25 protein-coding genes and 1 riboswitch are annotated in these 25129 nt (G+C 67.4%); of the genes, 15 read left to right on the top strand and 10 right to left on the bottom strand.

The window, feature by feature from the left end; genetic code table 11:
- Positions 1-8: 8 nt before the first annotated feature.
- The 3 genes from purQ to AAFP30_RS09520 are packed head-to-tail and all read left to right on the top strand — an operon-like array spanning position 9 to position 2641.
- The gene (purQ, locus tag AAFP30_RS09530) at positions 9-689 is read left to right on the top strand and encodes a phosphoribosylformylglycinamidine synthase subunit PurQ (protein ID WP_419229659.1); all 681 of its coding nucleotides are present in this window, start codon (positions 9-11) and stop codon (positions 687-689) included.
- A gap of 16 nt (positions 690-705) precedes the next feature.
- Complete coding sequence (locus AAFP30_RS09525) at positions 706-1374, top strand: hypothetical protein (RefSeq protein ID WP_419229658.1); 669 nt, start codon at positions 706-708, stop codon at positions 1372-1374.
- 1 nt (position 1375) lies between these two features.
- Positions 1376-2641, top strand: coding sequence for a M18 family aminopeptidase (locus AAFP30_RS09520; protein WP_419229657.1), 1266 nt, complete (start codon positions 1376-1378; stop codon positions 2639-2641).
- Between the two features lie 18 nt (positions 2642-2659).
- Here the strand turns inward: AAFP30_RS09520 and AAFP30_RS09515 are convergent, their stop codons facing one another.
- Entirely contained in the window at positions 2660-3970 is a 1311-nt protein-coding gene (locus tag AAFP30_RS09515; RefSeq protein ID WP_419229656.1) for a hypothetical protein, read from the bottom strand.
- A 13-nt stretch (positions 3971-3983) separates the two neighbouring features.
- Complete coding sequence (locus tag AAFP30_RS09510; RefSeq protein WP_419229655.1) at positions 3984-4955, bottom strand: AraC family transcriptional regulator; 972 nt, start codon at positions 4953-4955, stop codon at positions 3984-3986.
- Positions 4956-5047: 92 nt separating this feature from the next.
- Here AAFP30_RS09510 and AAFP30_RS09505 point away from each other — a divergent pair, with 92 nt between their 5' ends.
- Both AAFP30_RS09505 and AAFP30_RS09500 read left to right on the top strand, forming a co-directional pair.
- A complete protein-coding gene (locus tag AAFP30_RS09505; RefSeq protein ID WP_419229654.1) occupies positions 5048-5899 on the top strand; it encodes an NmrA family transcriptional regulator in 852 nt (283 codons plus the stop codon).
- Positions 5896-6375 (top strand): DUF1772 domain-containing protein, encoded by a 480-nt coding sequence (locus AAFP30_RS09500; protein WP_419229653.1) that lies wholly within the window; start codon positions 5896-5898, stop codon positions 6373-6375. Before AAFP30_RS09505 ends, AAFP30_RS09500 begins: the two co-directional genes overlap by 4 nt.
- An 8-nt stretch (positions 6376-6383) precedes the next feature.
- Here AAFP30_RS09500 and AAFP30_RS09495 read toward each other — a convergent pair whose 3' ends face one another.
- Complete coding sequence (locus tag AAFP30_RS09495) at positions 6384-7247, bottom strand: SDR family oxidoreductase (RefSeq protein ID WP_419229652.1); 864 nt, start codon at positions 7245-7247, stop codon at positions 6384-6386.
- Between the two features lie 110 nt (positions 7248-7357).
- Between AAFP30_RS09495 and AAFP30_RS09490 the strand changes: the two genes are divergently transcribed.
- Positions 7358-7777 (top strand): winged helix-turn-helix transcriptional regulator, encoded by a 420-nt coding sequence (locus AAFP30_RS09490; RefSeq protein ID WP_419229651.1) that lies wholly within the window; start codon positions 7358-7360, stop codon positions 7775-7777.
- A gap of 1 nt (position 7778) precedes the next feature.
- Here the strand turns inward: AAFP30_RS09490 and AAFP30_RS09485 are convergent, their stop codons facing one another.
- The 3 genes from AAFP30_RS09485 to AAFP30_RS09475 form a co-directional block, all read right to left on the bottom strand.
- Complete coding sequence (locus AAFP30_RS09485; RefSeq protein ID WP_419229650.1) at positions 7779-9116, bottom strand: VOC family protein; 1338 nt, start codon at positions 9114-9116, stop codon at positions 7779-7781.
- Positions 9113-9652, bottom strand: a complete 540-nt coding sequence (locus AAFP30_RS09480; RefSeq protein ID WP_419229649.1) for an RNA polymerase sigma factor — start codon at positions 9650-9652, stop codon at positions 9113-9115. Before AAFP30_RS09480 ends, AAFP30_RS09485 begins: the two co-directional genes overlap by 4 nt.
- Positions 9653-9714: 62 nt before the next feature.
- Entirely contained in the window at positions 9715-10593 is an 879-nt protein-coding gene (locus AAFP30_RS09475; RefSeq protein WP_419229648.1) for an alpha/beta fold hydrolase, read from the bottom strand.
- Positions 10594-10708: 115 nt separating this feature from the next.
- Positions 10709-10841: riboswitch (cobalamin riboswitch) on the top strand.
- 41 nt (positions 10842-10882) lie between these two features.
- Here AAFP30_RS09475 and AAFP30_RS09470 point away from each other — a divergent pair.
- The 6 genes from AAFP30_RS09470 to AAFP30_RS09445 all read left to right on the top strand — a co-directional run bounded on the left by AAFP30_RS09470 (position 10883) and on the right by AAFP30_RS09445 (position 18668).
- A complete protein-coding gene (locus tag AAFP30_RS09470; protein WP_419229647.1) occupies positions 10883-11935 on the top strand; it encodes an ABC transporter substrate-binding protein in 1053 nt (350 codons plus the stop codon).
- A gap of 41 nt (positions 11936-11976) precedes the next feature.
- Entirely contained in the window at positions 11977-13005 is a 1029-nt protein-coding gene (locus AAFP30_RS09465) for a FecCD family ABC transporter permease (RefSeq protein ID WP_419229646.1), read from the top strand.
- Positions 13006-13033: 28 nt separating this feature from the next.
- The gene (locus AAFP30_RS09460; protein ID WP_419229645.1) at positions 13034-13846 is read left to right on the top strand and encodes an ABC transporter ATP-binding protein; all 813 of its coding nucleotides are present in this window, start codon (positions 13034-13036) and stop codon (positions 13844-13846) included.
- A gap of 280 nt (positions 13847-14126) precedes the next feature.
- Positions 14127-16667: an ATP-dependent Clp protease ATP-binding subunit gene (locus AAFP30_RS09455; protein WP_419229644.1), complete on the top strand. Its 2541-nt coding sequence runs from the start codon at positions 14127-14129 to the stop codon at positions 16665-16667.
- A 175-nt stretch (positions 16668-16842) separates the two neighbouring features.
- A complete protein-coding gene (locus AAFP30_RS09450) occupies positions 16843-17685 on the top strand; it encodes an enoyl-CoA hydratase-related protein (protein ID WP_419229643.1) in 843 nt (280 codons plus the stop codon).
- An 80-nt stretch (positions 17686-17765) separates the two neighbouring features.
- Positions 17766-18668, top strand: a complete 903-nt coding sequence (locus tag AAFP30_RS09445; RefSeq protein ID WP_419229642.1) for an SGNH/GDSL hydrolase family protein — start codon at positions 17766-17768, stop codon at positions 18666-18668.
- Here the strand turns inward: AAFP30_RS09445 and AAFP30_RS09440 are convergent.
- Genes AAFP30_RS09440 through AAFP30_RS09430 form a run of 3 tightly spaced genes read right to left on the bottom strand, consistent with a single transcriptional unit; the run spans position 18651 to position 20897 of the window.
- Positions 18651-19148: a TspO/MBR family protein gene (locus AAFP30_RS09440; protein WP_419229641.1), complete on the bottom strand. Its 498-nt coding sequence runs from the start codon at positions 19146-19148 to the stop codon at positions 18651-18653. The two genes, AAFP30_RS09445 and AAFP30_RS09440, sit on opposite strands and share 18 nt — an antisense overlap.
- A 20-nt stretch (positions 19149-19168) precedes the next feature.
- Positions 19169-19954 carry an alpha/beta fold hydrolase gene (locus AAFP30_RS09435; RefSeq protein WP_419229640.1) on the bottom strand — a complete coding sequence of 262 codons (786 nt, stop codon included), beginning with the start codon at positions 19952-19954 and terminating at the stop codon, positions 19169-19171.
- A 22-nt stretch (positions 19955-19976) separates the two neighbouring features.
- Positions 19977-20897, bottom strand: coding sequence for a LysR substrate-binding domain-containing protein (locus AAFP30_RS09430; protein ID WP_419229639.1), 921 nt, complete (start codon positions 20895-20897; stop codon positions 19977-19979).
- A gap of 109 nt (positions 20898-21006) precedes the next feature.
- Between AAFP30_RS09430 and AAFP30_RS09425 the strand changes: the two genes are divergently transcribed.
- Genes AAFP30_RS09425 through AAFP30_RS09415 form a run of 3 tightly spaced genes read left to right on the top strand, consistent with a single transcriptional unit; the run spans position 21007 to position 23701 of the window.
- Positions 21007-21543, top strand: coding sequence for a phosphonopyruvate decarboxylase (locus tag AAFP30_RS09425; RefSeq protein WP_419229638.1), 537 nt, complete (start codon positions 21007-21009; stop codon positions 21541-21543).
- A 1-nt stretch (position 21544) separates the two neighbouring features.
- A complete protein-coding gene (locus tag AAFP30_RS09420; protein ID WP_419229637.1) occupies positions 21545-22174 on the top strand; it encodes a thiamine pyrophosphate-dependent enzyme in 630 nt (209 codons plus the stop codon).
- A gap of 15 nt (positions 22175-22189) precedes the next feature.
- Positions 22190-23701, top strand: coding sequence for an aldehyde dehydrogenase (locus tag AAFP30_RS09415; protein WP_419229636.1), 1512 nt, complete (start codon positions 22190-22192; stop codon positions 23699-23701).
- Here the strand turns inward: AAFP30_RS09415 and AAFP30_RS09410 are convergent.
- Positions 23694-25022: an acyltransferase gene (locus tag AAFP30_RS09410; protein ID WP_419229635.1), complete on the bottom strand. Its 1329-nt coding sequence runs from the start codon at positions 25020-25022 to the stop codon at positions 23694-23696. The two genes, AAFP30_RS09415 and AAFP30_RS09410, sit on opposite strands and share 8 nt — an antisense overlap.
- Between the last annotated feature and the right edge of the window lie 107 nt (positions 25023-25129).

Genomic DNA, 25129 nt, shown 5'->3' with positions numbered 1-25129 from the left:
CGACGCAGATGACAGCACGCATCGGGGTCATCACCTTCCCCGGCACCCTCGACGACGTCGACGCCTCCCGCGCGGTCCGCATCGCCGGTGCCGAAGCCGTCGAACTCTGGCACGGCGACGCCGACCTCAAGGGCGTCGACGCGGTGATCGTGCCCGGCGGTTTCTCCTACGGTGACTACCTCCGCGCCGGCGCGATCGCCAAGTTCGCGCCCGTCATGGAATCGGTCGTGGACGCCGCAGGCAAGGGCATGCCGGTCCTGGGTATCTGCAACGGCTTTCAGATCCTCTGCGAAGCCGGACTCCTGCCCGGCGCGCTGACCCGCAACGAGGGACTGCATTTCGTCTGCCGCGACGAATGGCTGAAGGTGGAGAGCAACACCACCGCCTGGACCACCCGGTTCGAGCGGGGTGCGGAGATCCTCATCCCGCTGAAGTCCGGTGAAGGCCGTTACGTTGCCCCGCAACGCAAACTCGAAGAACTCGAGGGCGAAGGCCTGATCGTGTTCACCTACGCCGGCGGCAACCCCAACGGCTCGGCCCTCGACATCGCCGGCATCTCCAGCCCCGACGGCCGCGTCGTCGGACTGATGCCGCACCCCGAGCACGCCACCGAAGCACTCACCGGCCCCAGCGACGACGGACTCGGATTGTTCTACTCGGCCATCGATTCCGTGCTGGCCAACGCCTGATCCCAGAGGAACTCCGATGACCTCGATCCTCGCGGCGCTCATCGGTATCGCGCTGCTCGTGGTGGCCGCGTGGGCGGTCCGACTGCAATGGCGCGTCGGTCCCATCGCACTGGCGGCCGCCGCATTGTGCGTCGCTTTCGCCTACGACAGCCTTGTCCTCGGAGCTGGTCGGCTGATCGGTTACGGGTCCACCCTGGAGGCACTCAGTGTGCCGCGCTTCTGGATTCACGCGATAGCAATCCCACTGCTGATCCCGGTTGTCGGAGTGCTGGTCGCGCGCCTGGGTGTCGAGCAGGCGCGGAGCCGGAACCTGGCGCTCGGGTTGGCCGCACTCGTCGCGATGCTGATCCTCATCGGTGTCATCGTCGACGGGGTGCGCCTGGACCTCGCCCCCAAGGACGCCGGCGACATGGAGCGGTACATCAACGCTGCGGCCGACGGGGTTTCGCTGCCGGTGATCATCACGGTGCTGGCCCTGATCGTCCTCGGCATGGCCGCTCTGCGATACGCCCAGTTCTACCTGCTGATGCCCGCGGCGATTCTGTTCCTGGCGACCTCGGCCACCGCAAGCCTCATCCCGTGGGTGGGCTGCGCCGGCTTCCTGGTGATGATGGCGGCGATCGTCTACGCCATGAAGACCGTCGCCGACCGGGAGGCCAGAGATCTCGAGAGACAGGAGACCTAGCGTGCCGGTCACCACCACGGCCACCGCGTCCGGACTCGGCGAGTTCATCGACGCATCACCCTCCCCGTTCCACGTCTGCGCCACCGTGGCAGGCGAACTCGAGGCCGCAGGCTATACGCGCCGGCACGAGGACCAGGAATGGGTGGAGGCCACCGGACGCAACTACGTGATCCGCGGTGGATCGATCATCGCCTGGGATGCCGGTGACGGCAACGCCTTCCGCATCGTCGGCGGGCACACCGACAGCCCCAACCTGCGGTTCAAGCAACATCCGGATCGCACCTCGGCCGGTGTCGGCATGGTGGCCTTGGAACCCTACGGCGGGGCGTGGCTGAACTCCTGGCTCGACCGCGACCTCGGGCTGTCCGGCAGACTCGCGTTCCGCGTCGGCACCGGTGTCGACCACGTCCTCGTGCACGTCACCGAACCGGTTGTCCGGGTGCCGCAGTTGGCGATCCACCTGTCCGAGGACCGCAAGGGGGTGTCACCGGATCCGCAACGGCACGTCGACGCCATCTGGTCCCTCGATCCCACCGCCCCCGCGGTGCTCGATTGGGTCGCGGAATACGCCGGGATCGATCCGACGATGCTGCTCGGCTGGGAACTGATGACCCACGACGTGGCGCCGTGCCGACTCATCGGGCCGGAGAATGAACTCCTCAGTGCCCCACGGCTGGACAACCAGGGCACCTGCTACGCCGGCCTGCGCGCACTCCTTGACGGCGCACCCTCGATCCACACCCGAGTGCTGGCGCTGTTCGACCACGAGGAGGTCGGCAGCGGCTCCGAACGCGGCGCCGCCTCGGATTTCCTCGCGGCGATCATCGAACGAATCGTGCTGGCGCGCGGTGGTTCCCGCGCTGACTATCTGCAAGCGATGGCCGCCAGCGTCTGCGTGTCCGGCGACATGGCACATGCCACGCACCCCAACTATCCCGAGCGCCACGAACCGTCGCACCGCATCACCATCAACGGCGGCCCGGTGCTCAAGGTCAACCAGAACCTGCGCTACGCCTCAGATGCGGTGGGCGAAGCCATCTTCGCCGTCGCCTGCGACACCGCCGGCGTCCCGATGCAGCGCTACACCCATCGCGCGGACCTGCCCTGCGGGTCGACGATCGGACCGATCACCGCCGCCCGCACCGGACTGACGACGATCGATGTCGGTGCTCCGCAACTGGCGATGCACAGTGCACGGGAGATGATGGGCGCCGCCGACGTGGGCATGTATTCGGCTGCGCTGCAGGCGTTCCTCTCCGCCGACTGACTCAGACCGCGGCCGGGGTCAATTCGGCGCGAGAACGGTCATCGATGTGCCCTCGTGGACGACGATGAAACCGTCGGTCACCGTGGTGGGGCCGATCACCGAGCGACTCCACGCGATGTCTCCGTGGGTCGTGTCGTAGGCGGTGATCTGGTTGTTGTTGGCGAAGACCAGCGTCGACTCCGACGATCCCACGCACGACAATTGGTCGATGTTGGCGTCCGGATTGTCGAGTGCCGGCGGGCCCAGAGTACCGAGACGCTTGCCGTCGGCGAGGCGATAGAAGACGCGTGATCGGTCCTTGAGCGCCAGGGCCACCTGTTCGCCGCACGGTCGGGTGTTCGCCTTGGAGAGCTCGGAATCGGTGATCTGCCACAGTGCGCCGGACTGCGCGGGATCACGGATCTCGTAGCGCCCCTGGGTCGCATCGATCTGCCCGACACCCGTGCCGGTCAGCACCGGGAGAGTCGACGGCCCGGCCAGCACCCGCAGGCTCGGCGACTGCGACGTCGGACGTTCGTCGACGGCGCCATTCTCGATCGCGTGCGTGGCGACCCGCTCCCGGCCGGACTCGTTGTACTGCACCGTGATTCCGGTAGCGAACACGGTGATGGTGCACTGTGTACAGGCCAGCCGATCCCGCCCGGTGGTGGGGTTGACGATGAATCGGGCGCCGTCCACGGTCTGGATCGTGAGCACGCCCTCATGCCGCCAGGACGCCTTGGCCGCCGCCGCGAAGGTGCGCGACCAGATCTCCCGCCCGCCGGCGTCGTGCATCGCCACCCGATACCCGGCCTGATCGATCCGCAGGAAGTCGCGGCCCACACCGACGACCTGCGCGGTGTCGTCCAGGCTGCTCGCGTCGGTGGGGGTGCCGTCGTCGTCGATGAGATAGAAGCCGTCGGGCACCCCACCCAGCTTGATCGCACAGCCCACCCGGCCGTCGTCGGTGATCGCACACCCGCCGAGACCGACGACCACCGGCTGCGACCAGAGGTGCTCGCCGGATGTGCGTTTGACCAGCAGGAAAGCGCGGCCGAGGCCGGACGGATAGGAGAGCAGCCATCGGTCCTGCCACGAGTCGACGACATCGATGCCCGCATCCGAGCGGTAACCGGGCAGGTTGTCACTCGACACCGACCAGGCGACGGCCGGCTCGCCGGGGTACGGCCGCAGCCGGCCGTTGTCGAAGGTGGCCGGTTCATCGGAGCCGCCGAACGCCAACACCGCGCCCACCGATCCGACCATGACGGCGATCAGGATGATGGTCACGGTGCCGATGCCGAAGGGCAGTCGCCGCAGGTGGCCGGCCGGCGAGGTACGAGCGGACATGGCACTCAGTGAATCATGCGCGCCGCTTGGTCGATTCGAGGGCGTCGCCGGACGCGGCCGCCCGATAGGCGGCCGGGCTGACCCCGCGTTGGCGTTTGAACGCGGCACTGAACGCGAACGGGGTCGCGTATCCGACCTGATGGGCGATGGCGCCGAGTGAGTGAGTCCGATCCGACAGCAGGTCGGCGGCCACCGACATCCGCCAGGCGGTGAGGTAGGTCATGGGCGGCTCGCCGACCAGCTCGGTGAACCGGCGCGCCAGCACCGCCCGCGACACCCCGGTGGCGGTGGCCAGCGAGGCGACGGTCCAGGCGCGTGCCGTGTCGTTGTGGAGCAGCCGAAGTGCTTGGCCGACAACCGGGTCCGAATGGGCCCGGTACCAGTCAGCGGCGCGTACCGCCCCAGACTCCATCGATCGGCGCAGCCCGGTGATCAGCAGCAGATCCAGCAGGCGGTTCAGCACCGCCTCCTGCCCGGGTGCGTCGCGGACGATCTCGGTCTCCATCACCCCGACCAACGGGTCGTCGCGCATGGGTACCACGACGATGCGGTCGAGCGCATCGAGCAGTCGGGCACTGACCTCACCGCTGGAGTAGGTGCCGACGAGGAGGATTGCGTCGGCGGTGCTGTCGTCGGGACAGTTTCCCCAGGAACGCACCCCGAAGCACATGTCCTCGGCGACACTGTGCGTACCGGTCGGATCGAAACAGCCGCCGTCGGCATCGATACGCGCCACCCAGTCGTGCGCCGGATCGTCGGCGACGGTGTAGGGATGGGTGCCGCGAATGATCGCCACATCACCCGGCCGCAGTGTGTGGCAGGTGCCGTCGTCGTAGGTCAGGGTCGAGATGCCTCGGGTCACCGTCACCACCGTGATCGGCGCGGTGTCCTCGATCCGCACCGACCACGGGGAGCGCATGACCATGCGCAACAACAGCGGGGTGCGGGCACGGGGACCGTCGAGCAGGCTGCCGAGAGCGTCCATACGCCGAGCCTACCCCCGATCGAGACGATTGCGTATGAAATCAAGTGATCTACTCATGGATCGTCTCTTGAGAGTCGTGTGAACTGAACTGCATGACCACACACAGAGATCCCCGCCCCGTCCTCATCATCGGCGCGACCGGCAAGACGGGCCGCCGCGTCGCCGACCTCCTCGCGCCGGCCGACGTTCCAGTCCGCCGCGCAAGTCGCACGAGCGCAACACCTTTCGACTGGACCGACCGATCCACCTGGGCTCCCGCCCTCGACGGCACCGCCGCGGCCTACATCACCTACCAACCCGACCTCATCGTGCCGGGTGCCCTCGACGACATCACCGAACTGGTGACCCACGCCGATCGGGCCGGCGTCGAACGGCTGGTCCTGCTCGCCGGCCGCGGCGAACCCGAAGCCGTCGAAGCCGGCCGAATTCTGCATACGGCACAAGCGGATTCGACGGTGCTCGACTGCGCCTGGTTCAACCAGAACTTCTCCGAGGGCGGCTTCGCCGACGAGATCGCGGCCGGGGTGCTCACCTTGCCGGTGGGGGAGGTCGGCGAGCCCTTCCTCGACGTGCACGACATCGCGGCCGTCGCCGCCGCAGCGTTGTGCGAGACGGCTGCGGATGGCCGAAACCCGCACGCCGGCCGGACCTATGAACTCACCGGACCCCGACTGCTGACCTTCGCCGACGTCGTTCGCGAACTCGCTGCGGCCCGCGGCACGGCGGTGACACTCACTTCGGTGGGCTCGCAGGAATACCGCGAGTATCTCGGTGCGTTCGGCACGCCCAACGAGGAGGTCGACATGGTGAGCAACCTGTTCGGCACCCTGTTCGACGGCCGCAACGCGCACGTCACCGACGATGTCGAGCGCGTTTTGGGCCGTCCGCCCATCGATTTCGCCGACTTCGCGGCGTCCGTCTTCGGCGTCGGAGCCACCCGATGACCGCCGTACGTGACACCGTGTTGCTGGTCGCCCTGACCACGGTCGGACTCATCGCCGGCCTGCTCTCGGCGTTCGCCTATTCGGTGATGCCGGGCCTGAATCGGGCCGGTGCCCAGGTCGCGGTACCGGCGATGCAGCGCATCAACGTCGCGATCCAGAACCCACTCTTCGGCCTCATCCTGTTCTGCAGCATCGTCTTCAGCATCCTGGCCGTCCTGCTCTGGTGGCGCGAGCCGGTCCGCTGGTGGCTGCTGGCCGGACTGGTTCTCTACCTGGTCGCCGTGCTGATCACCGGGCTCATCAACGTCCCGCTCAACGACCGGCTCGACGCTGCCGGCGCGGTGACGCCGTCCAACGCACCCACGGTGTGGACGGACTTCGTCGAACCGTGGGTGCGTTGGAACATCATTCGGGCCGTCGCCGCGGTGGCGGCGTTCGTCACGATGATCGCCGGCCTACTGCAACTGCTGCGATGAGCCGGGGATCAGTTGGCGGCCAGTCCGGCGCGCACGACCTCGGCGACCGGCGTCGCCGGCCGTCCGAGGAGGTCGGCGAGATCGGTCGTGTCTGCGTCGAGCGCGCCGACGGCGACGCCCGCATCGGAATCGGCGAGGATCTCGGCCATCGGCCCGGGGATGCCGGTCTGGGCGAGTGCCGAAGCGTAGTCGGCCTCCGGAAGATCCTGGTAGCGAACGGGTTTCCTGCTGATCTCGGCGATCACGCCCGCGAGTTCGGCATAGGTCAGATGCTCGGCACCCGCGAGCTCGAAGACGCCACTCGTCTGGCCCGAGATCAGTGCGGCGGCAGCAGCTTCGGCGTAGTCGGCACGCGCGGCAGGCGCGATCTTGCCGTCCTTCGCAGCGCCGTAGAGCACGCCACTCGCGATCGCGGCGGGCGCCGACGCCAGGTAGTTCTCGGTGTACCACCCGTTGCGCAGCAACAGAAACGGAATGCCGCTGTCGGCGAGCAACTTCTCGGTGGCGACGTGTTCGGTGGCCAGCGCCAGCGGCGACGAGTCGGCGCGCAGCAGACTGGTGTACGCGATGAGGCCGACTCCGGCCGTTGCGGCGGCCTCGATCACGTTGGTGTGCTGCGGAACTCGCTGGCCGACCGTCGGGCTCGACACCAGCAGGAGCCGATCGACACCGGCGAAGGCCTCGGCAAGTGCGGTGCGATCGCCGTAATCGGCCACCCGGACCGATACGCCGGCAGCGCTGAGATCCCGCGCCTTCTCCTGGTCCCGGACAACGGCGACGATGTCGCCGGCCGCGACACCCCGCTTGATCAGCGCGTGCACTGCGCTGCCCCCGAGTCCGCCGGTGGCGCCGGTTACCGCATAGGTGATCATGTCTGCTCCTTCGTGTCAGCGAAACGGTTCCCCGACAGCATGCACTTACTTTTAGTACAGTGCAACTCTCTCGGTAAGTACCATCGTCGACGTTCGCCTAGAATGGCTGCATGCCTGCTGCACGTTCCGCCCCGACGCCCCCCGGTGAGACCGCTGACCCCGGACTCGAGGCCGACGTCTTCGCCCGCGATTGCCAGTCTCGGGACGTGCTACAGAACGTCACCAGTCGCTGGGGTCTGCTCGCGCTGGTCGCGCTGGGGGAGGGGGATAAGCGATTCAACGCCCTGCGGCGCAGGGTTGATGGCGTCAGCGAACGGATGCTGTCGGTCACGCTGCAGCAGCTGGAGCGGGATGGTTTCGTCAATCGAACTGTGTTACAGGCAATTCCGCCTAGAGTGGAGTACTCTCTCACCGATCTCGGGGCCACGGTGGCCCGGCGTCTGACGGAGGTCATCGAGCTCGTCGAGGCCAGCGTGCCCGACGTCGCGCAGGCGCGCGCCGCCTACGACGACACGCACCCCGCCAAGTAGCTCAGAACAACTGCCCCAGGTAGAACTCCGCACCCTGATCATCTGCGCACAGCGCCATGATCCCGTAGGCCTGCGAATCCGGCTCGGTGATGACCCGACCCCCCGCCGCCCGAACCCGCTCGACGGCGCCGTCCATGTCCGCGACATTCCACATCGGCACGGCCACCGGCGTTTCCGCGCCCCCGGCGACACCGACCTGCGGTCGCACATCGTCGACCTCCCACCCGTCGTCGATACGGCCGGCGCGGAATGTCCAGCCCAGTGCCGTCCCGTAGAACGCACGGAAGCGGGCGCTGTCCGCGGTGTGCACGGTCAGATACGACATCTCGCCGACTCCCCGGGCATGCTGATCCGGTCGGGGCGTCCCGGGCTCGGGGACATGCACCGAGAACTTCACTCCCTGATCATCGACACAGTCCAGCACCTGCACGGCATCGCGCGCCACCGAACTCACTTCTCCCGCTTCGCCTCCCGCGGCGATCACCGCGTCGCGGGCGGTCACGAAATCGTCGACGGCGTACACGCAGTAGATGGTGCCGGATTCGCCGTAGCCGGGGATCTCCGAGAGACCCATGCGGTGACCGAGATTGGTGACCTGCCGGGTCTCCCGGTCGACCTCCCAGCCGAGGACCGCGCCGTAAAAGCGTGCTGCGCGTTCGATGCTCGGTGTCTGCAGCGACATATAGGCGACGTCGCCACGCTGGATGAGATTCGCGACGCTCGCGCCGGTCTTCGATGGCCCGGTCAGCATCCACCGATGGCCGAACGGATCGACGATGGTGCCGGTGCGATTCCCGTAGCCCTCAAAGGGTTCGCGCGTCACCGCGGCTCCGCCCCGTTCGGCGGCCGCGACCGCGCGATCGGTGTCGTCGACCGGCAGCATCAGGCTCACCGACACGCGTCCCGGCGCCGGCGCTGTCAGGCCGAGGTCGGGGAACTCGTCGGCGAGATAGATGACTCCGCTGCCCATCTCGAGTTCGGCGTGACCGATGCGCCCGTCGTCCATGAGGATCGGTTCGCCACGCAAGGTGGCATCGAGATGTTCGACGTACCAGTCGATGGCCTCGCGCGCTCCGGCGATCGCGAGATAGGGGAGCGCTCCGGGACGTTCCACCGTGGGTGTGTCGGTCTCGGGTGCGCTGGCAATTGTGGTGTCGCTCATGACAACTCCTTGAGGTAGGGTCGCGCCGCGCTCGAGTCGATCACGCAGCGCGCGGGCGAACTCGGGTTCCGGGGCGACCGGATCGGACCAGCCGGGCATGTCGACGGCCCGCAGGGCAGTGAACGGATCGGGCGGCGTTGTGCCGCTCCCGAACTCGGTTGCGTTGTGCTCGCTCATGCGTGACCTCCCTTCCCGGCGGGCTGGCTTTCGGTTTCCGGGTAGGCGGCACGAAAGGCCCGCTTGGCCCGGGTGAGTAGCGCCTCGGTGGCGCCGACGGTGCGGTCCAGGATCGCCGCGCAGTCGCCGACCGGAAGGTCGTCGACGTAGCGCAACGTCAACACCGCGCGATGCGTCGGCGACAGCTGGGCCAGCGTGTAATGGGCCACCATGCGATCCAGGTGCTTGTCCCAGTCGTCGTCGACCGACTCCGGTACGTCCTCGACCGGCTCGGGAGTCCGTTGCATCGAACGCCAATGGTCGGCCAACTTGTGTCGTGCCACCCCGATCAGCCACGGCGTCGTCGGCCGCGCTTCCTCGTCGCGACGCACGGTGTCCATCGCGGCCAGGAACGTCTCCGACGTCACATCCTCGGCGACCCGACGATCGGCACATCTGCGCAGCACATAGCCGTACACCGCGGGCAGTGCATCGTCGTACACCGCCAGCAAGGCCGCTGGTCCGCCACCGGGCGGAGAGGACTGGTCGCCACTCACACCTACATCGTCGTTCGGCAACCCGGTTTTCCGACGCCCCTTCGCGAGATTCTTTTCGGCGGTCAGCCGACCTGCACCGGACGTCGGCTGATGTCGACGATCGCGTCGGCCAGCGCGCGCGGTTGATCCATGGCGACAAAGGTCCGCGAATCCGGTACTTCGGTGAATGTGGCCTGCTCGAAGACCGCCGCCAGCCGTCGACCCAGCTTCGGCCGGAACGCCCGATCGGACATGCCCCACACCACCGAGATCGGTGCGGGCACCGTCGACAATCGCGGCGTGATGGCCGCCAGCTCGGCGGGATCGACGGCACGCAAGAACGCCGCGAGGTCGTCGCGGACGGCGGGATCGCTGCGCAACGGCTCGAAGATCGACTCGGTCAGCTCTGGGTCCGGGTCGCTGACCAGCAGACCGACCCCCAGCGGTGAATGCCGGAGGGCGCGGATACGCATCGGTCCGGCCATGAGTGCGTGCGTCAGCCACGGATACTTCAGCAACGTGAAGACGACCGGAAAGGGTTGCGGCGGAAACTGATCGAAGCAGTCGCAGTTGGTGAACACGACCCGGGAGGCGAACGTCGGGTCCTGGTCGAGGGCGAACTGGCAGAGCGCACCGCCGGTGTCGCAGCCCACCAGCGTGACCTGTTCGAGGCCCAGTTCGGCCACGAACTCGCGGATCGCCCGCGCCACACCGCCCGGCGATCGGTCGCCTGCGCCGCCCCACGGGATGCGATGCGCGCCGAGCGGCAGCGTGGGCGCATAGCTGCGGTATCCGGCGTCGGCGAGGAGATCCGCGACGTCGGCCCACATGCGGTTGTCGACGCCGACGCCATGGATGAAGACGACTGGCGGCTGCGACGACTCCTGCGGCCCACGCACCGTGTATTCGACGGTTCCGGAACGCAGCGCGACAGTGGTGGAGAGCGAATCGGACGAAGCCATGATCGTGTCCTCGGGTCGACGGTCATTGTGAACTTCTGAAACTGACGACCACTCTAATGACCGCAACATCACCCACCCGGGGCACCCAATCAGACATTCCGGACGCGGGATACGATGCCGACGGCCGCACTGCGGCACCGATCGGTCGAGGGAATCCGGTGTGAATCCGGAACTGACGCGCAACGGTAAGTGACCTGCCATCAGGTGGGGCACGAGTCCGATCGCTTGCCCGATCGGGTCAGGTCCACCCCTGGCCCCGCGAGCGGGCCATGACCCGAAAGAACGTCATATGCGCATGTCAGCGATCCGCTGCGCCTCCATCCTCGCCGCCGCGACCCTCGTGGTCGCCGGTTGCGGCAGCGCCGAATCCGAGAACGCCGATACGGGTACTTCAGCCGGCGGCTACCCGATGACCATCGAGAACTGCGGCCGCACCGTCACCGTGGCCGCACCACCCGAGCGCGTGGTCTCCCTCAACCAGGCCTCCACCGAGATCCTGCTCTCCCTCGGCCTGGCCGACCGGATGGTCGGCACCGCGACCTGGACCGACCCGGTCCGCGCGAACCTTGCCGCCGCCAACGAAACGGTACCGCGACTGGCCGACAACAAGCCGTCGCTCGAGACCGTGCTGAACGCCGAACCCGACTTCGTGACCGCGTCCTTTGGCTCGTCGATCGGCGACGGCGCCGCCGCCGGCCGCGATCAGTACGAAAAGCTCGGCGTGCCAACATATCTCTCGCCCACCGACAACGGATGTGCCGGTGAGGTGTCGTCGGCGTCGAACGCCGACGGAGCGCGCACCACCCCGTTCACCCTCGACAGCGTTTATCAGGAGATCCGGGAACTCGCCGCGATCTTCGGCGTCACCGACCGCGGCGACGAGTTCATCGCCGAACTGCAGGAACGCTACCGGGCGGCGTCGGAGTCGGTGCAGGCGAAGGATGCGTCGCTGGCCTTCTGGTTCGCCGACACCAACACCCCGTACCTGGCGGGGTGCTGTGGTTCCTCCGGCGTGATCACGAAATCCGTTGGCGCTACCAATGTTTTCGCCGATACCACCGACGAGTGGCCGCAGGTCTCGTGGGAGACGGTCGCCGACCGCAACCCCACCGCTCTGGTCCTGGCGGATCTGAGCCGACGCAGCATCGACGGTGATGCGCTGGAGAGCAAGATCGCGTTCCTCGAGTCCAACCCGGTGACCGCACGGATGCAAGCGGTGCGCGACAAGCGCTACATCACCGTGAACGGCGCCGACATGAACCCGACCATCCGCACCATCGACGGGGTGGAGAAAGTTGCTGCGGCACTGCAACAGTGGAATCTCGCGACGCCCGCATCGTGAACGCGCCCACGACAACGGCACCCGCCGCCACCGGAGCGCGGGTGCCACGAACCGAATCGAGGCCGGTGTTCGCCGGACTGCTCGTCGGCGGTGCGGTGCTGCTGGTGGTGTCGATCGCGGTGACGGTCACGATCGGGCCGGCCGATCTGTCGGTGCGCGACGTGTACGCATCGATCCTCGACCACTGGGGGATCGGATCGTCGGGCCTCACCCCGCTGCGCGACGGCATCGTCTGGGAACTGCGACTGCCACGCACCCTGCTCGCCGCAGTGTGCGGCGCGGGTCTCGCGTTGTGCGGCGCGATCATGCAATCCCTGCTGCGCAATCCGCTCGCGGACCCATTCGTCCTCGGCATCTCCTCCGGCGCGTCGACCGGTGCCGTGCTCGTCGCGGTCCTCGGCTTCGGCGGCGGGCTGCTGTCATTGTCCACCGGTGCGTTCCTCGGGGCGGTCATCGCCTTCGTTTCCGTGCTCGCCCTGGCCGCCGGGGCCGGCGGCGGCACCGCCAAGGTCATCCTCGCCGGAGTTGCCGCCACGCAAATGTTTTCCGCGCTGACCTCGTTCATCGTCATGTCATCGGCCGACGCCGAGCAGACCCGCGGGGTGCTGTTCTGGTTGTTGGGATCCCTCAGCGGCGCCGACTGGACCGACGTCATGCTCTGTGGTGCAGTCACCCTGCTCGGCATCGTCGTCTGCCTGACGGTGTCGTCGTCGCTCGACGCCTTCACCTTCGGCAACGCGGCGGCATCGTCGTTGGGGGTGTCCGTGCGCCGCACCCGTTTCCTGCTGCTGACGGTGACCGCGCTGATCACCGCGTCGCTGGTCAGTGCTGCGGGCGCCATCGGTTTCGTCGGCCTCGTATTGCCGCACGCCGCCCGGTTCCTCGTCGGCCCACGCCATGGACGGCTGCTGCCCGCCACCGCGCTGATCGGCGCCATCTTCCTGGTCTGGGTGGACGCGATCGCCCGCACCCTGTTCGCCCCGCAGGAGATTCCGGTGGGCGTCGTCACCGCGCTGATCGGCGTGCCGGCCTTCGCCGTCATCCTCTTCCGGATGCGAGGTACGACGTGACCGCGACCAACCGCCGGGAGGTCCGCTGATGCCGCTGCACGCCAAACACCTCGGCTGGAGTCGCGGCGGACGCCTCGTCCTCGACGGCGTGACCATCGAGCCCATGCCGGGTGAAACCATCGGACTGCTCGGCCCCAACGGCTCGGGAAAATCGTCACTGCTCGGCGTGCTGGCCGGCGTCCACCGGCCCGACACCGGGCAGGTATTGCTCGACGACACCGACGTCCGCTCGCTGCGGCGCCGGCAGATCGCCCGTCGCGTCGCCACCGTCGAACAACACGCGGAGACCGAAGTCGACATCACCGTCATCGACGTCGTGCGACTCGGCCGCATCCCGCATCGCGGCACCTTTGGGGGTGACGACGCCGCCGACAACACCGCGATCGACGGCGCACTGCGCCACACCGGCATGCTCGAACACCGGCACCGCCGGTGGCACACGCTCTCCGGCGGTGAGCGTCAGCGCGTCCAGATCGCCCGGGCACTCGCCCAGGAACCCGATGAGCTCCTCCTCGACGAACCGACCAACCATCTCGACATCGCGCACCAACTCGACCTGCTCACCCTGGTAACCGAGCTCCCGATGACCAGCTACGTCGCGCTGCACGACCTGAACCTGGCCGCGATCTTCTGCGATCGGGTCGTCGTGCTCGCCCGCGGCTCGATCATCGCGGCGGGCACACCGGCGGACGTGATCACCCGAGAACTCGTCGAGCGCGTCTACCAGGTGCGCGCCGAGGTCATCGTCGAGGACGGCATCCCGCAGGTCAGCTACCGGCGCGCGGCCCAGACCCGCGCCCCGTCGCGGACCGCCCACCCCGGACAAACGCTATCGCCGTAGATCCGAGCCACTATTTGGCTCGGATCTACGGCGATAATGTCACCCAATCGGCCGTCGGGCCCTCGTTCGCTCTCGGCGTAGCAATGCCGGAACACCGCGCCGACGTGCGCGGTTGTACCCCGCAGACCCCCACCGTCGTCGCCGGAGAATTCGATTCGGGCGACTATTAACTGCAGGTGCACAGACGGCGACCACTACAGTGGAAGCAAGGCTGGTCGTCACATCCGACACCGCTGCAGCTGTCTCGACGGCCGGGGCGCTAGCAATGTGAGGGAGAACAATGTTCGAACGGTTCACCGACCGCGCACGCCGGGTTGTCGTCCTGGCGCAAGAAGAAGCGCGGATGCTCAATCACAACTACATCGGCACCGAGCACATCCTCCTGGGTCTGATCCACGAGGGTGAGGGTGTCGCCGCCAAGGCGCTCGAGTCACTGGGAATCTCGCTCGAGGGTGTCCGCAGCCAGGTCGAGGAGATCATCGGCCAAGGCCAGCAGGCCCCGTCGGGACACATCCCGTTCACCCCGCGCGCCAAGAAGGTCCTCGAGCTGTCGCTGCGTGAGGCGCTGCAGCTCGGCCACAACTACATCGGCACCGAGCACATCCTGCTCGGCCTCATCCGCGAGGGTGAGGGTGTCGCGGCGCAGGTGCTGGTCAAGCTCGGCGCCGACCTCAACCGGGTCCGTCAGCAGGTCATCCAGCTGCTGAGCGGCTACCAGGGCAAGGAGCCGCAGGAAGCCGGCACCGGCGGACGCAGCACCGAGGCCGGTACCCCGTCGACCTCGCTGGTGCTCGACCAGTTCGGCAGAAACCTGACCGCTGCGGCCGGCGAGGGCAAACTCGACCCGGTCATCGGCCGGGAAAAGGAAATCGAGCGGGTCATGCAGGTGCTGAGCCGTCGCACCAAGAACAACCCGGTTCTGATCGGCGAGCCCGGCGTCGGCAAGACCGCCGTCGTCGAGGGCCTCGCGCAGGCCATCGTCAACGGTCAGGTGCCCGAGACGCTCAAGGACAAGCAGCTCTACACCCTCGACCTCGGTTCGCTGGTCGCCGGCAGCCGCTACCGCGGTGACTTCGAGGAACGCCTCAAGAAGGTGCTCAAGGAGATCAACACCCGCGGTGACATCATCCTGTTCATCGACGAGCTGCACACCCTCGTCGGCGCGGGTGCCGCCGAGGGCGCGATCGACGCCGCCAGCATCCTCAAGCCGAAGCTGGCCCGCGGTGAGCTGCAGACCATCGGTGCCACCACCCTCGACGAGTACCGCAAGTACATCGAGAAGGACGCCGCCCTCGAGCGCCGCTTCCAGCCGGTGCAGGTCGGGGAGCCGTCGGTGGAGCACACCATCGAGATCCTCAAGGGCCTGCGCGACCGCTACGAGAGCCACCACCGGGTGTCCATCACCGACGGTGCCCTCGTCGCCGCCGCGACGCTGGCCGACCGCTACATCAACGACCGGTTCCTGCCGGACAAGGCGATCGACCTCATCGACGAGGCGGGCGCGCGCATGCGCATCCGCCGGATGACCGCGCCGCCAGACCTGCGGGAGTTCGACGAGCGCATCGCCGACGCCCGCAAGGAGAAGGAAAGCGCGATCGACGCGCAGGACTTCGAGAAGGCCGCCAGCCTCCGCGACAAGGAGAAGACCCTCGTCGCCGAGCGTGCTGAGCGCGAAAAGCAGTGGCGCAGTGGCGATATGGACGTCGTGGCCGAGGTCGACGACGAGCAGATCGCCGAGGTGCTGGGCAACTGGACCGGTATCCCCGTCTTCAAGCTCACCGAGGAGGAGACCACCCGTCTGCTCCGCATGGAGGACGAGCTGCACAAGCGGATCATCGGCCAGGAGGATGCGGTCAAGGCCGTCTCCAAGGCGATCCGTCGTACCCGCGCCGGCCTGAAGGATCCGAAGCGTCCGTCGGGCTCGTTCATCTTCGCCGGTCCGTCCGGTGTCGGTAAGACCGAGCTCTCCAAGGCCCTCGCCAACTTCCTGTTCGGCGAGGACGACGCGCTCATCCAGATCGACATGGGAGAGTTCCACGACCGCTTCACCGCGTCGCGGCTGTTCGGTGCCCCTCCCGGTTACGTCGGCTACGAAGAGGGCGGCCAGCTCACCGAGAAGGTGCGCCGCAAGCCGTTCTCCGTCGTCCTGTTCGACGAGATCGAGAAGGCGCACTCGGAGATCTACAACACGCTGCTGCAGGTCCTCGAGGACGGGCGTCTCACCGACGGCCAGGGACGCACGGTCGACTTCAAGAACACCGTGCTGATCTTCACCTCGAACCTCGGTACGTCTGACATCTCCAAGGCGGTCGGCCTCGGCTTCACCAAGGGCGACGACTCGAAGTCGAACTACGAGCGGATGAAGCTCAAGGTCAACGACGAGCTCAAGAAGCACTTCCGTCCCGAGTTCCTCAACCGTATCGACGACGTCATCGTGTTCCACCAGCTGACGCAGCAGGAGATCATCGAGATGGTCGATCTCATGATCAACCGCGTCGAAACCCAGCTGCGGAACAAGGACATGGCTCTCGAGCTGACCGACCGGGCGAAGAAACTGCTCGCCCGCCGTGGCTTCGATCCCGTTCTCGGTGCCCGCCCGCTGCGTCGCACCATCCAGCGCGAGATCGAGGACCAGCTCTCGGAGAAGATCCTCTTCAACGAGATCACCGCAGGTCAGATCGTGCTGGTCGACGTCGAGGGCTGGGACGGCGAAGGCGACGGCGAGGACGCCAAGTTCACCTTCAAGGGCGAAGAAAAGCCGCGTGCGCTGCCGGACAGCCCGGTCGTGCTCAGCAAGGCCGGAGAGGCCGACGCCGGCTGATCCCGGATAGCTCTACCGACAACGGCGGCGCCACCCTCGGGTGGTGCCGCCGTTGCTGTGCTCACCTCCGCCGGTTGAGCGCGACGAGCGAACGAAGTGAGCCCGACGCTGGTCGAAACCCGTACACATCCCACCTTTCGCGAGCGTTCGCTCGGTCATCGGGTAGGTTCAACCCATGCCATCGCTCGACGAGACCACCACCGACGCGACCATCGTCATCGACCGCGACGACGAGATCGCCATCCTGCGGCTCAACCGCCCCGACCGGCTCAACGCCTTCACCTTCGAGATGGGCGAGGCGCTCAAGGCGGCACTCGACGCCACCGACGCCGACGACACGGTACGAGCAGTGGTGATCACCGGCACCGGGCGCGCGTACTGCGCGGGCGCGGATCTCGGCAGCGGCGCCGACACCTTCGTGCTCGAGGAATCCGAACCCGGCCAGGTGCCGCCGGATTCGGGCGGTCAGCTCGCGTTGCGCATCTTCGAGTCGCTCAAACCGGTCGTCATCGCCGTCAACGGCCCGTCGGCCGGCGTCGGCGTCACCATGACGCTGCCCGCCGACGCCCGCATCGCCTCCGACGACGCCAAGTTCGGGTTCGTGTTCACCAAACGCGGCCTGGTGCCCGAGGCCTGCTCGACGTGGTTCCTGCCGCGTCTGGTCGGACTGCCGACCGCCCTGCGGTGGACATTGGGCGCCAAGATGGTCAGCGCCACCGAGGCGCTCGAGGCCGGACTCGTCCAGCAGGTGGTGCCCAAGGCTGCTGTCGTCGACACCGCCATCGCGGTCGCCCGCGAGATGACGGAGGGCGCGCCGGTATCGGTGGCGCTGACCCGACAACTGTTGTGGCAGATGGCCGGGGCGCCCAGTCCGCGCGTCGCACACGAAGCGGATTCCAAGGCCATCTACCACCGCGGCACCATGCCCGACGTCGCCGAGGGCGTCACCGCGTTCCTGGAGAAGCGGCAGCCGGTCTTCACCGACACCGTGTCGGCTGATCTGCCGGAGATCTTCTGATCGCACCCCGCACACCGGGGGTGGGCCACACGACACCGTCCGCTACGACGATGTGCCACTGAGTATGTGAGACTTGCTGGGTGACTCGCGCCTTGTGGACCCGTGCCGCCACTCTGGTGGCGTCTCTGGTGGCGGTTGCCGCGATCGTCGGTCCGGGTGTGGCGGTGACCGAGGTCGTCACCCCGCCGGTCAAGGCCGCCGCCGCCAAACCCTCGATCAAGTATGTGGCGCTGGGCAGTTCGTACGCGGCCGGCCCGGACACCGAAGATGTGGACAATCTCCGCTGTCTGCGCACCTCGGACAATTACCCACATCAGGTGGCCGCCGCCCGCGGTTACGCGTTGACCGATGTGTCGTGCTCGAGTTCCACCACCGCCAACATCCTGCGGGTCGCGCAACGCCCCTTCGCCGACCGCCCGCAGATCGACGCCGTCACCCCGGACACCCGACTGGTCACCGTCACCACCGGCGGCAACGACATCGACTACATCGGCCGGTTGATCGCCGAGAGTTGTACCAATGTCATTCCGGAGGCGGTGCGCGCCATCGGTATTCGTGGCTGCCACGCCGGCCGTACACCTCGGCCGGAACCTGGTCCGGACCGCTACGTCGCGGTGGAGCGGTCGATGATCGAGGTGGCGCACGCCGTGCACGCCCGCGCTCCGCACGCGAAGGTCGTCTTCGTCGACTACCCGCCGGTCCTCGGCGCGGACGGAGCGACCTGCCCGCTGGTTCCACTCAACCCGGAGCAGGCCGCTGAAACCGTCCGCATCTTCAACGGACTCGCGGCGGCCACCGCACGCGCCGCGCACGCGACCGGTTCGATCCTGGTGACGGCGTCGAAAGCCGGTGCGGCACACACTGCCTGCTCGGTCTCGCCGTGGCTGCTCGGATTCGAGTTGCCGGTGCCATATCATCCCACCGAACTCGGCAAAACCGGTGTGGCGCAGCTTGTTCTGGAGAAGCTACCGCACCAGGCGTGACCCGCGGTTGAGGCGCCAGAACTCGGTCGACAGCGCGGTCGCGAATGCGCACCACAGCGGATAGGGCGCGAGGGCGGCACCGGCCGGAGCGTTCGCCTGCGCGGTACGACGGGTCAGGTCGGCACTGCTGACCGCGAGAGCGCCCGCGGTGACCGCGGCGGCACCGAGTCGATGCGCCCCGAAGAACAACCAGCTCCACCCGGCATTCAGCACGAGATTCGCGGCGAGTGCGGCGGCGTAGGCGGCCGCCTCGTCGTCGCGTCCCTGCTCACGCAGGTCATCGATGGCGACCGCGGAGGTGACGGCGATGTCGGCGTACAACGTCGTCCACACGATCGGGATCACCGGGGTCGGTGGGGTGAATCCCGGCTTGCGGAGTCGCGGATACCAGGTTTCGAGAGAGGATCGGGTGGTGACGGTGCCCGCAACGGAGGCGGCCGCGGTGGCCAGGCCGGTGGCGATCAGGGTTGTCGGTCGCATACCTGCCAACGTACGCGTGTTCAGCTCTTGAGGAATTCGAGGACGAGCGGGCTTGCTGCCTCCCGGCATTCGTCGAAGTACGCATGTCGGGCACCGCCGAAGATGTGGGTGCGGCTGTCCGGGACGGCGTCGGCGATGATCTCGGCGTTGACGGCCGGGGCGAACTGGTCGTCGGAGCCGTGCAGGATCAGCGTCGGCGCGGAGATGGTCGGCAGTTCCGCCCAGGCGTCGTGGGAGTTGCTCGCGATCAGATGCTGCCGTCGGGCCCGGTCGGAGATCTTCGGATCGCCGAGCACCTGATACGGCCCCGGATGCGTCGACTGCCATTCCGGCGTGTACATGAGGTCGATGATCGTGCGGGTCGACTGCGGACCGGCCAGTGCCTTGCGGATCTCCGAACTCCGCTCCACCGCATGCGATCCGCCCGGTGTCGTGCAGCCGAGCACCAATCGCCGCACCCGCTGCGGCGCCCGGATCGCCACCCACTGCGCGGTGCGCCCGCCCATGGACGCGCCGTACACGTCGAACTGCTCGATGGACAGCGAATCCATCACGGCCAGAGCATCATCGGCGAACAGCTGGGTGCTGTAGGTGCCGTCGGGGGAGCCGCTGCCGCCGGTGCCGCGATAGTCGAAGGTGATGGTGGTGTACTCACGGTCGAAGTCCGGGCGGACGTAGTCCCACCAATGGTGATTGTTGGCCTGCCCCGGCAGGAGCAGCAGCGCCGGGCCGGTGCCGCGCACCTGCACGGCCAGCCGGGTGCGGTCGGCCGTCCGGGCGATCTCGTGATACTCGTGAATAGGCATGAGAACTCTATCTTTTCATCGGCTACAGGAGGCGGGCCGACGGCCATCGACCAGAGGTGACGGCGTGGGCAACCGTCTCGCGGAGTAGCTGGGTCACGGCGATAGAAGCACGCGACGATTCCGGTTGCCGAGCTGTGGCGGTGCCGATCGAGCGGGTCAGTGACGGATTCGCGACGGGCGCACTGGACAACGCCGGGCCGACCGCGCACGCGAGGACGGACGGCAGCACCGTCCAGCCGTAGCCTTCCTCAACCAGACGCAGCTGCACCGCGGAGTCGTTGGTCTCCACCGGGATCGACAGCGCTTGCCCGACGGAGGCGGCGGCCGCGTCGACGATGGACCGCAGACCATGCGGCGCATTGGGCAGGATCATCGGATGCGACAGCGCATCGGTCAGCGAGATGGGTTCGCCCGCAGTCAGTTCCGCCGATGCGGGACCTACTACCCAGAGATCCTCCAGCAGCAACGCACGTACCTCGAAGGCGGCCGCGATCGGTTGCTCGAACAATAGCGCGACGTCGACGTCCCCTGCTTCCAGCCACTGCGCCAGATGCCCCGCGTAGCCGACCGACAACCGTAACCGGATGCCGGGATGCGCGTCGGCCACCGCACTGACGAGCAGGGGAGCGAGCAGCGTCGCCGCCGACGGCAACAGTCCCACGGTGACCAGGCCGACGATATCGCCGCCGGCCGAGCGCACATCTTCGGCGGCGCGATCGAGTTCGGCCAGTGCGCGGCGGGCACGTTCGAGAACCTGGCGTCCAGAGGCGTTGAGCCGCATGCCGGATCGGCTGCGTTCGAACAGATCAACGCCCAACTCGGTTTCCAGCATGCGGATCTGTTTGGTGACCGCCGGTTGCACGACATGTAGGTGCGCCGCGGCCTTGGTGACGCTGCCGGTGTCGGCCACGGCGACCAAGGCACGCAGTTGCCGGATCTCCATCGCCCACCTCCATTCCCTGTTGTGATGCCTGGCATGCCGATAAGCTATTAACAGTTAGTTGTCATCACGATACAGAATGAAAGGCGTTCCGAGCAACGAAAGGTCCCCCATGACGAGCTCCATCGCGCAGGCCCCTTCCTGGCAGCGCGACGTCTACGACGTCCTCAAATCCGGTGGTATTCAACAGATCGCCTACGTGCCCGACGCCGGCCACTCCTTCACGATCAACGCCGCCATCGCCGACCCCGACATCACCGACGTCGTCCTCACCACCGAGGAAGAAGGCGTCGGGGTGGTCGCGGGCGCCTGGCTCGGCGGACAGCGCGCCGCCCTGCTCATGCAGAGCAGCGGAGTAGGCAACTGCGTCAACATGTTCTCGCTGCTCGAGATGTGCCGCTTCCCGTTCCTCACCCTCGTGACCATGCGCGGCGAGTACGCCGAGTTCAACCCGTGGCAGATCCCGATGGGATCGAAAACCCAAGCAGCGCTGGAACTGATGGGTATCACCGTGCTGCGCGCCGACAAACCCGAGGACGTCAAAGAAGTCGTCGAAGCCGCCTTTGACGCCACGTTCCTGGCCGGGGAACGCACCGCGGTGCTGCTCGGCCAAAGCCTCATCGGACGTAAGAAGTGGGAGCGCAACTGATATGAGCACCATCCTCGAGAACACTCCAGCAGCGAATACTCAAGAAGCCCTGCGGCGCACCGTCGACCGCCGCGAGTTCGTCAGCGCACTGTTGGCCCGCGTCCCCGACGCGCTGGTGGTCACCGGCCTCGGCTCCGCGTCCTACGACGTCTACGCTGCCGGCGAGCGGGACCGCACCTTCTACCTCTGGGGCGCGATGGGCGGCGCCGTCCCGGTCGCCCTCGGCCTCGCGCTCGCGCGCCCCGACGACCCGGTCGTCGTCATCACCGGCGACGGCGAAATGCTCATGGGTATCGGCACATTGGGGTCGGTCGCGGTGCAGGCGCCACCGAACCTGACCATCGTCGTCCTCGACAACCAGCACTTCGGCGAAACCGGCATGCAGCGCAGTCACTCCGGGCTCGGCGCACGCCTGTCCGGGGTGGCCGCCGGATTCGGCATCCAGCAGGTCCGTGAGGTCGACGACCTCGCCGACGTCGAGGACATCGCCGCCATCGTGAACGGTCGCGCCGCCACCACCTTCGTGCAGGTACACATCGACACCGGCGAACCCCCGCGCGCCCTGCCACCCCGCGACGGCGTCGCGGTGAAGAACAAGGTCCGCGCCGCCCTCGGATTCGATACGTTCTAGATGACGCCGCGTTCGATGACCACCACACTCGATCAGGAAGGCGAGATGATGCATCGCTACCACCTGCGCATCAACGGCAAGGACGTCGACCCGGCGGGCGGCGACTGGTTCGACTCCTACGACCCGTTCCGCGGACAACCCTGGGCGCAGATCCCGCGCGGTACCGCCGACGACGTCGACGCGGCGGTGCAGGCGGCGCACACCGCGTTCACCACCGGCGACTGGGCCGAACTCACTCCGAGCGCCCGGGGAAAACTGTTGCACGACATCGGTTCCCATCTCGCCTCCCACAGCGAGGAGCTGGCCCGCACCGAGGTCCGGGACAACGGAAAACTGTTCGCCGAGATGTCGGCGCAAACCGCGTACATCCCGCAGTGGTTCTACTACTACGGCGGTCTGACGGACAAGCTCGAGGGCACCGTGATCCCCATCGACAAGAAGGGCTACTTCACCTTCACCCGCACCTCACCGGTGGGCGTCGTCGGCATCATCACCCCGTGGAACTCGCCGCTGCTGCTGCTGACCTGGAAGCTCGCCGCCGCCCTGGCCGCAGGCTGCACCGTCGTCATCAAACCGTCCGAACACACCAGCGCCTCGACCCTCGAGTTCGTCGCGCTGCTGGAAGAGGCGGGGCTGCCGGCCGGCGTGGTCAACGTCGTCACCGGCTTCGGTGCCGACGTCGGATCACCGCTCGTCGACCATCCGCTGGTCCGCAAGATCAGTTTCACCGGCTCCGACAACACCGGTCGTCGCATCAACGAGCAGGCCGCAGGCCAGTTCAAGCACGTCGGACTCGAACTCGGCGGTAAATCCCCGAACATCATCTTCGCCGACGCCGACCTCGACGCCGCGGTCAACGGCGCCATCTCCGGCATCTTCGCCGCCACCGGACAGACCTGCATCGCCGGGTCCCGGCTGCTGGTCCAGCGATCCGTGCACGACGACGTCGTTCAGCGGGTCGTCGAGTTGGCTCAGACCGCCCGGATGGGCGACCCTGCCGACCCGAACACCCAGGTCGGTCCGGTCACCACCCGCGATCAGTACGAGAAGGTGTTGTCCTACATCGACATCGCGGCCGGCGAGGGCGCGCAACTCCGACTCGGCGGACGCCCCGCCGACCGTCCGGAATGCGGTGACGGCTGGTTCGTCGAACCGACCATCTTCACCGGCGTCGACAATTCGTCGCGTCTCGCGCAGGAGGAGGTCTTCGGTCCGGTGCTCGCGGTCATCCCGTTCGACGACGAGGCCGACGCGATCGCCATCGCCAATGACTCCCGCTACGGCCTCGGCGCCGGCGTGTGGACCTCCGACATCGGCCGGGCGTTCCGCATGTCGGAGGCGATCCAGTCGGGCACGGTGTGGGTCAACACCTATCGTGCGGTCAGCTACATGGTGCCGTTCGGTGGGGTGAAGGACTCCGGCATCGGTCGCGAGAACGGAATCGGTGCGGTCGGGGAGTACCTCGACACCAAGAGCGTGTGGATCAACACCGGCGCACCCACCGGCAATCCGTTCGTGATCAGGTAGCCGGCGTCAGCCGCCGCGCGCGCTGCTGCTTCGACGCGACGATCGCCGCGGAGATGATCAGCAGCACACCGAGCGCGGTGACGAGGTCACCGACCACCACACCGAATGCCAGCCGCAGCACGACGCCGAGAACGACGGCCGCTGCGCCGACGATCGCCGAGCGCATCGCGTTCTGTTCGTGGAAGTCGATGGTGCTGCGGCCCGTCGTGATCAGGCTGATCGGGCTGCGCCGCAACACCTCGACGATGAACACGGTCAGCAGGCAGGTCGCGATGTAGGCGCACAGGATCACCAGCCACGACGCATGGTTGAGGTGTCGGTCGATGATCTGTTGCAGCTCCGAGAGCGCCAGCGCGTGTGCGAGGTAGATGCCGAAGGAACGGTCGGCGGCGGTGCGCATGAAGCGGTCGGGGATCGAGCCCTTGGTCCGCCGGTTCTGCCAGATGGTGCCGAGGCAGTAGAGGATCACGATGATCGCGATGTAGGCGAACACGTTGTGCAGCATGAAGACGTTGCTCGCCCGGACGATGGTGGTGCCGCGGTCCACGTCCCACGTGTAGTACCAGAGCGTGCCCGCGATCGTGATGAGTCCCACCACGATCAGCGGCCATCGCCAGCGAATCATGAACGCCTGGAACGCCTCGTAGTGCATGGCCGCGACACAGCCGGCGAGAATGAAGAACACGTACGGGAAGATCGTCACCACCAGGTGGGTGGCGAGCACATGCTGCGGGCCGTGCGAGAAGAACGCCAGCGGCGGCCGCACCATGATGTACATGACCGCGCCCTGGAACACCGCGGCCGATGCCAGCAGGTAGCGGTGATAGCCCCAGGTGCGACGCAGCACCCAGAGCACGCCCGGGAACACGGCGTAGATCTGCATGCTCACCGACAGGAAGTACAGGTGATACCAGGCCGACCCGGTGATGAGGTCGTAGGTGATGGACTTGAGCGCCAGCTCCACCGACGACCACGAACTGACGATGTTCTCCAACGCCGTGAACCCGCCGGCGCGGTAGCGGCCGTAGACCCAATAGAACAGGCTCCACGCCACGAACGGCAGGCCGATCAGCTTGTAGCGGCGACGCCAGAACTGCACCGCGTGGAGTTCGCGGTTGCGGTACTGGTAGGTGAGGACGAACCCGGTGAGCGCGAAGAACGAGTACCGCGTGTAGCGCAGCAGCAGCCCGAGACCACCGGCGGCGACCGCGGTGGTGGCGGCGATGCCGAGGATGACGTGATCGAGGATGACGCCGGCGAAGGTGACCAGCCGGACGAAGTCGATCTGATACAGATGCTTGTCGCGCTTCGGGGCGGGCACCGGAGTCGTGTCGGGTTCGTCCGGTTCCGTCGACGGGGGGCTCGGAGTGCGCTCAGTGGTGATGGTGATGACCTCCCGTTCGCATCCGATCGTCGACCGATTCTCTG

It is taken from the genome of Gordonia sp. CPCC 205515, assembly GCF_048537925.1.
GTDB lineage: Bacteria > Actinomycetota > Actinomycetes > Mycobacteriales > Mycobacteriaceae > Gordonia.
Note: the sequence above shows the minus strand (reverse complement) of the source record. Positions and strands in the feature narration are given on the sequence as shown.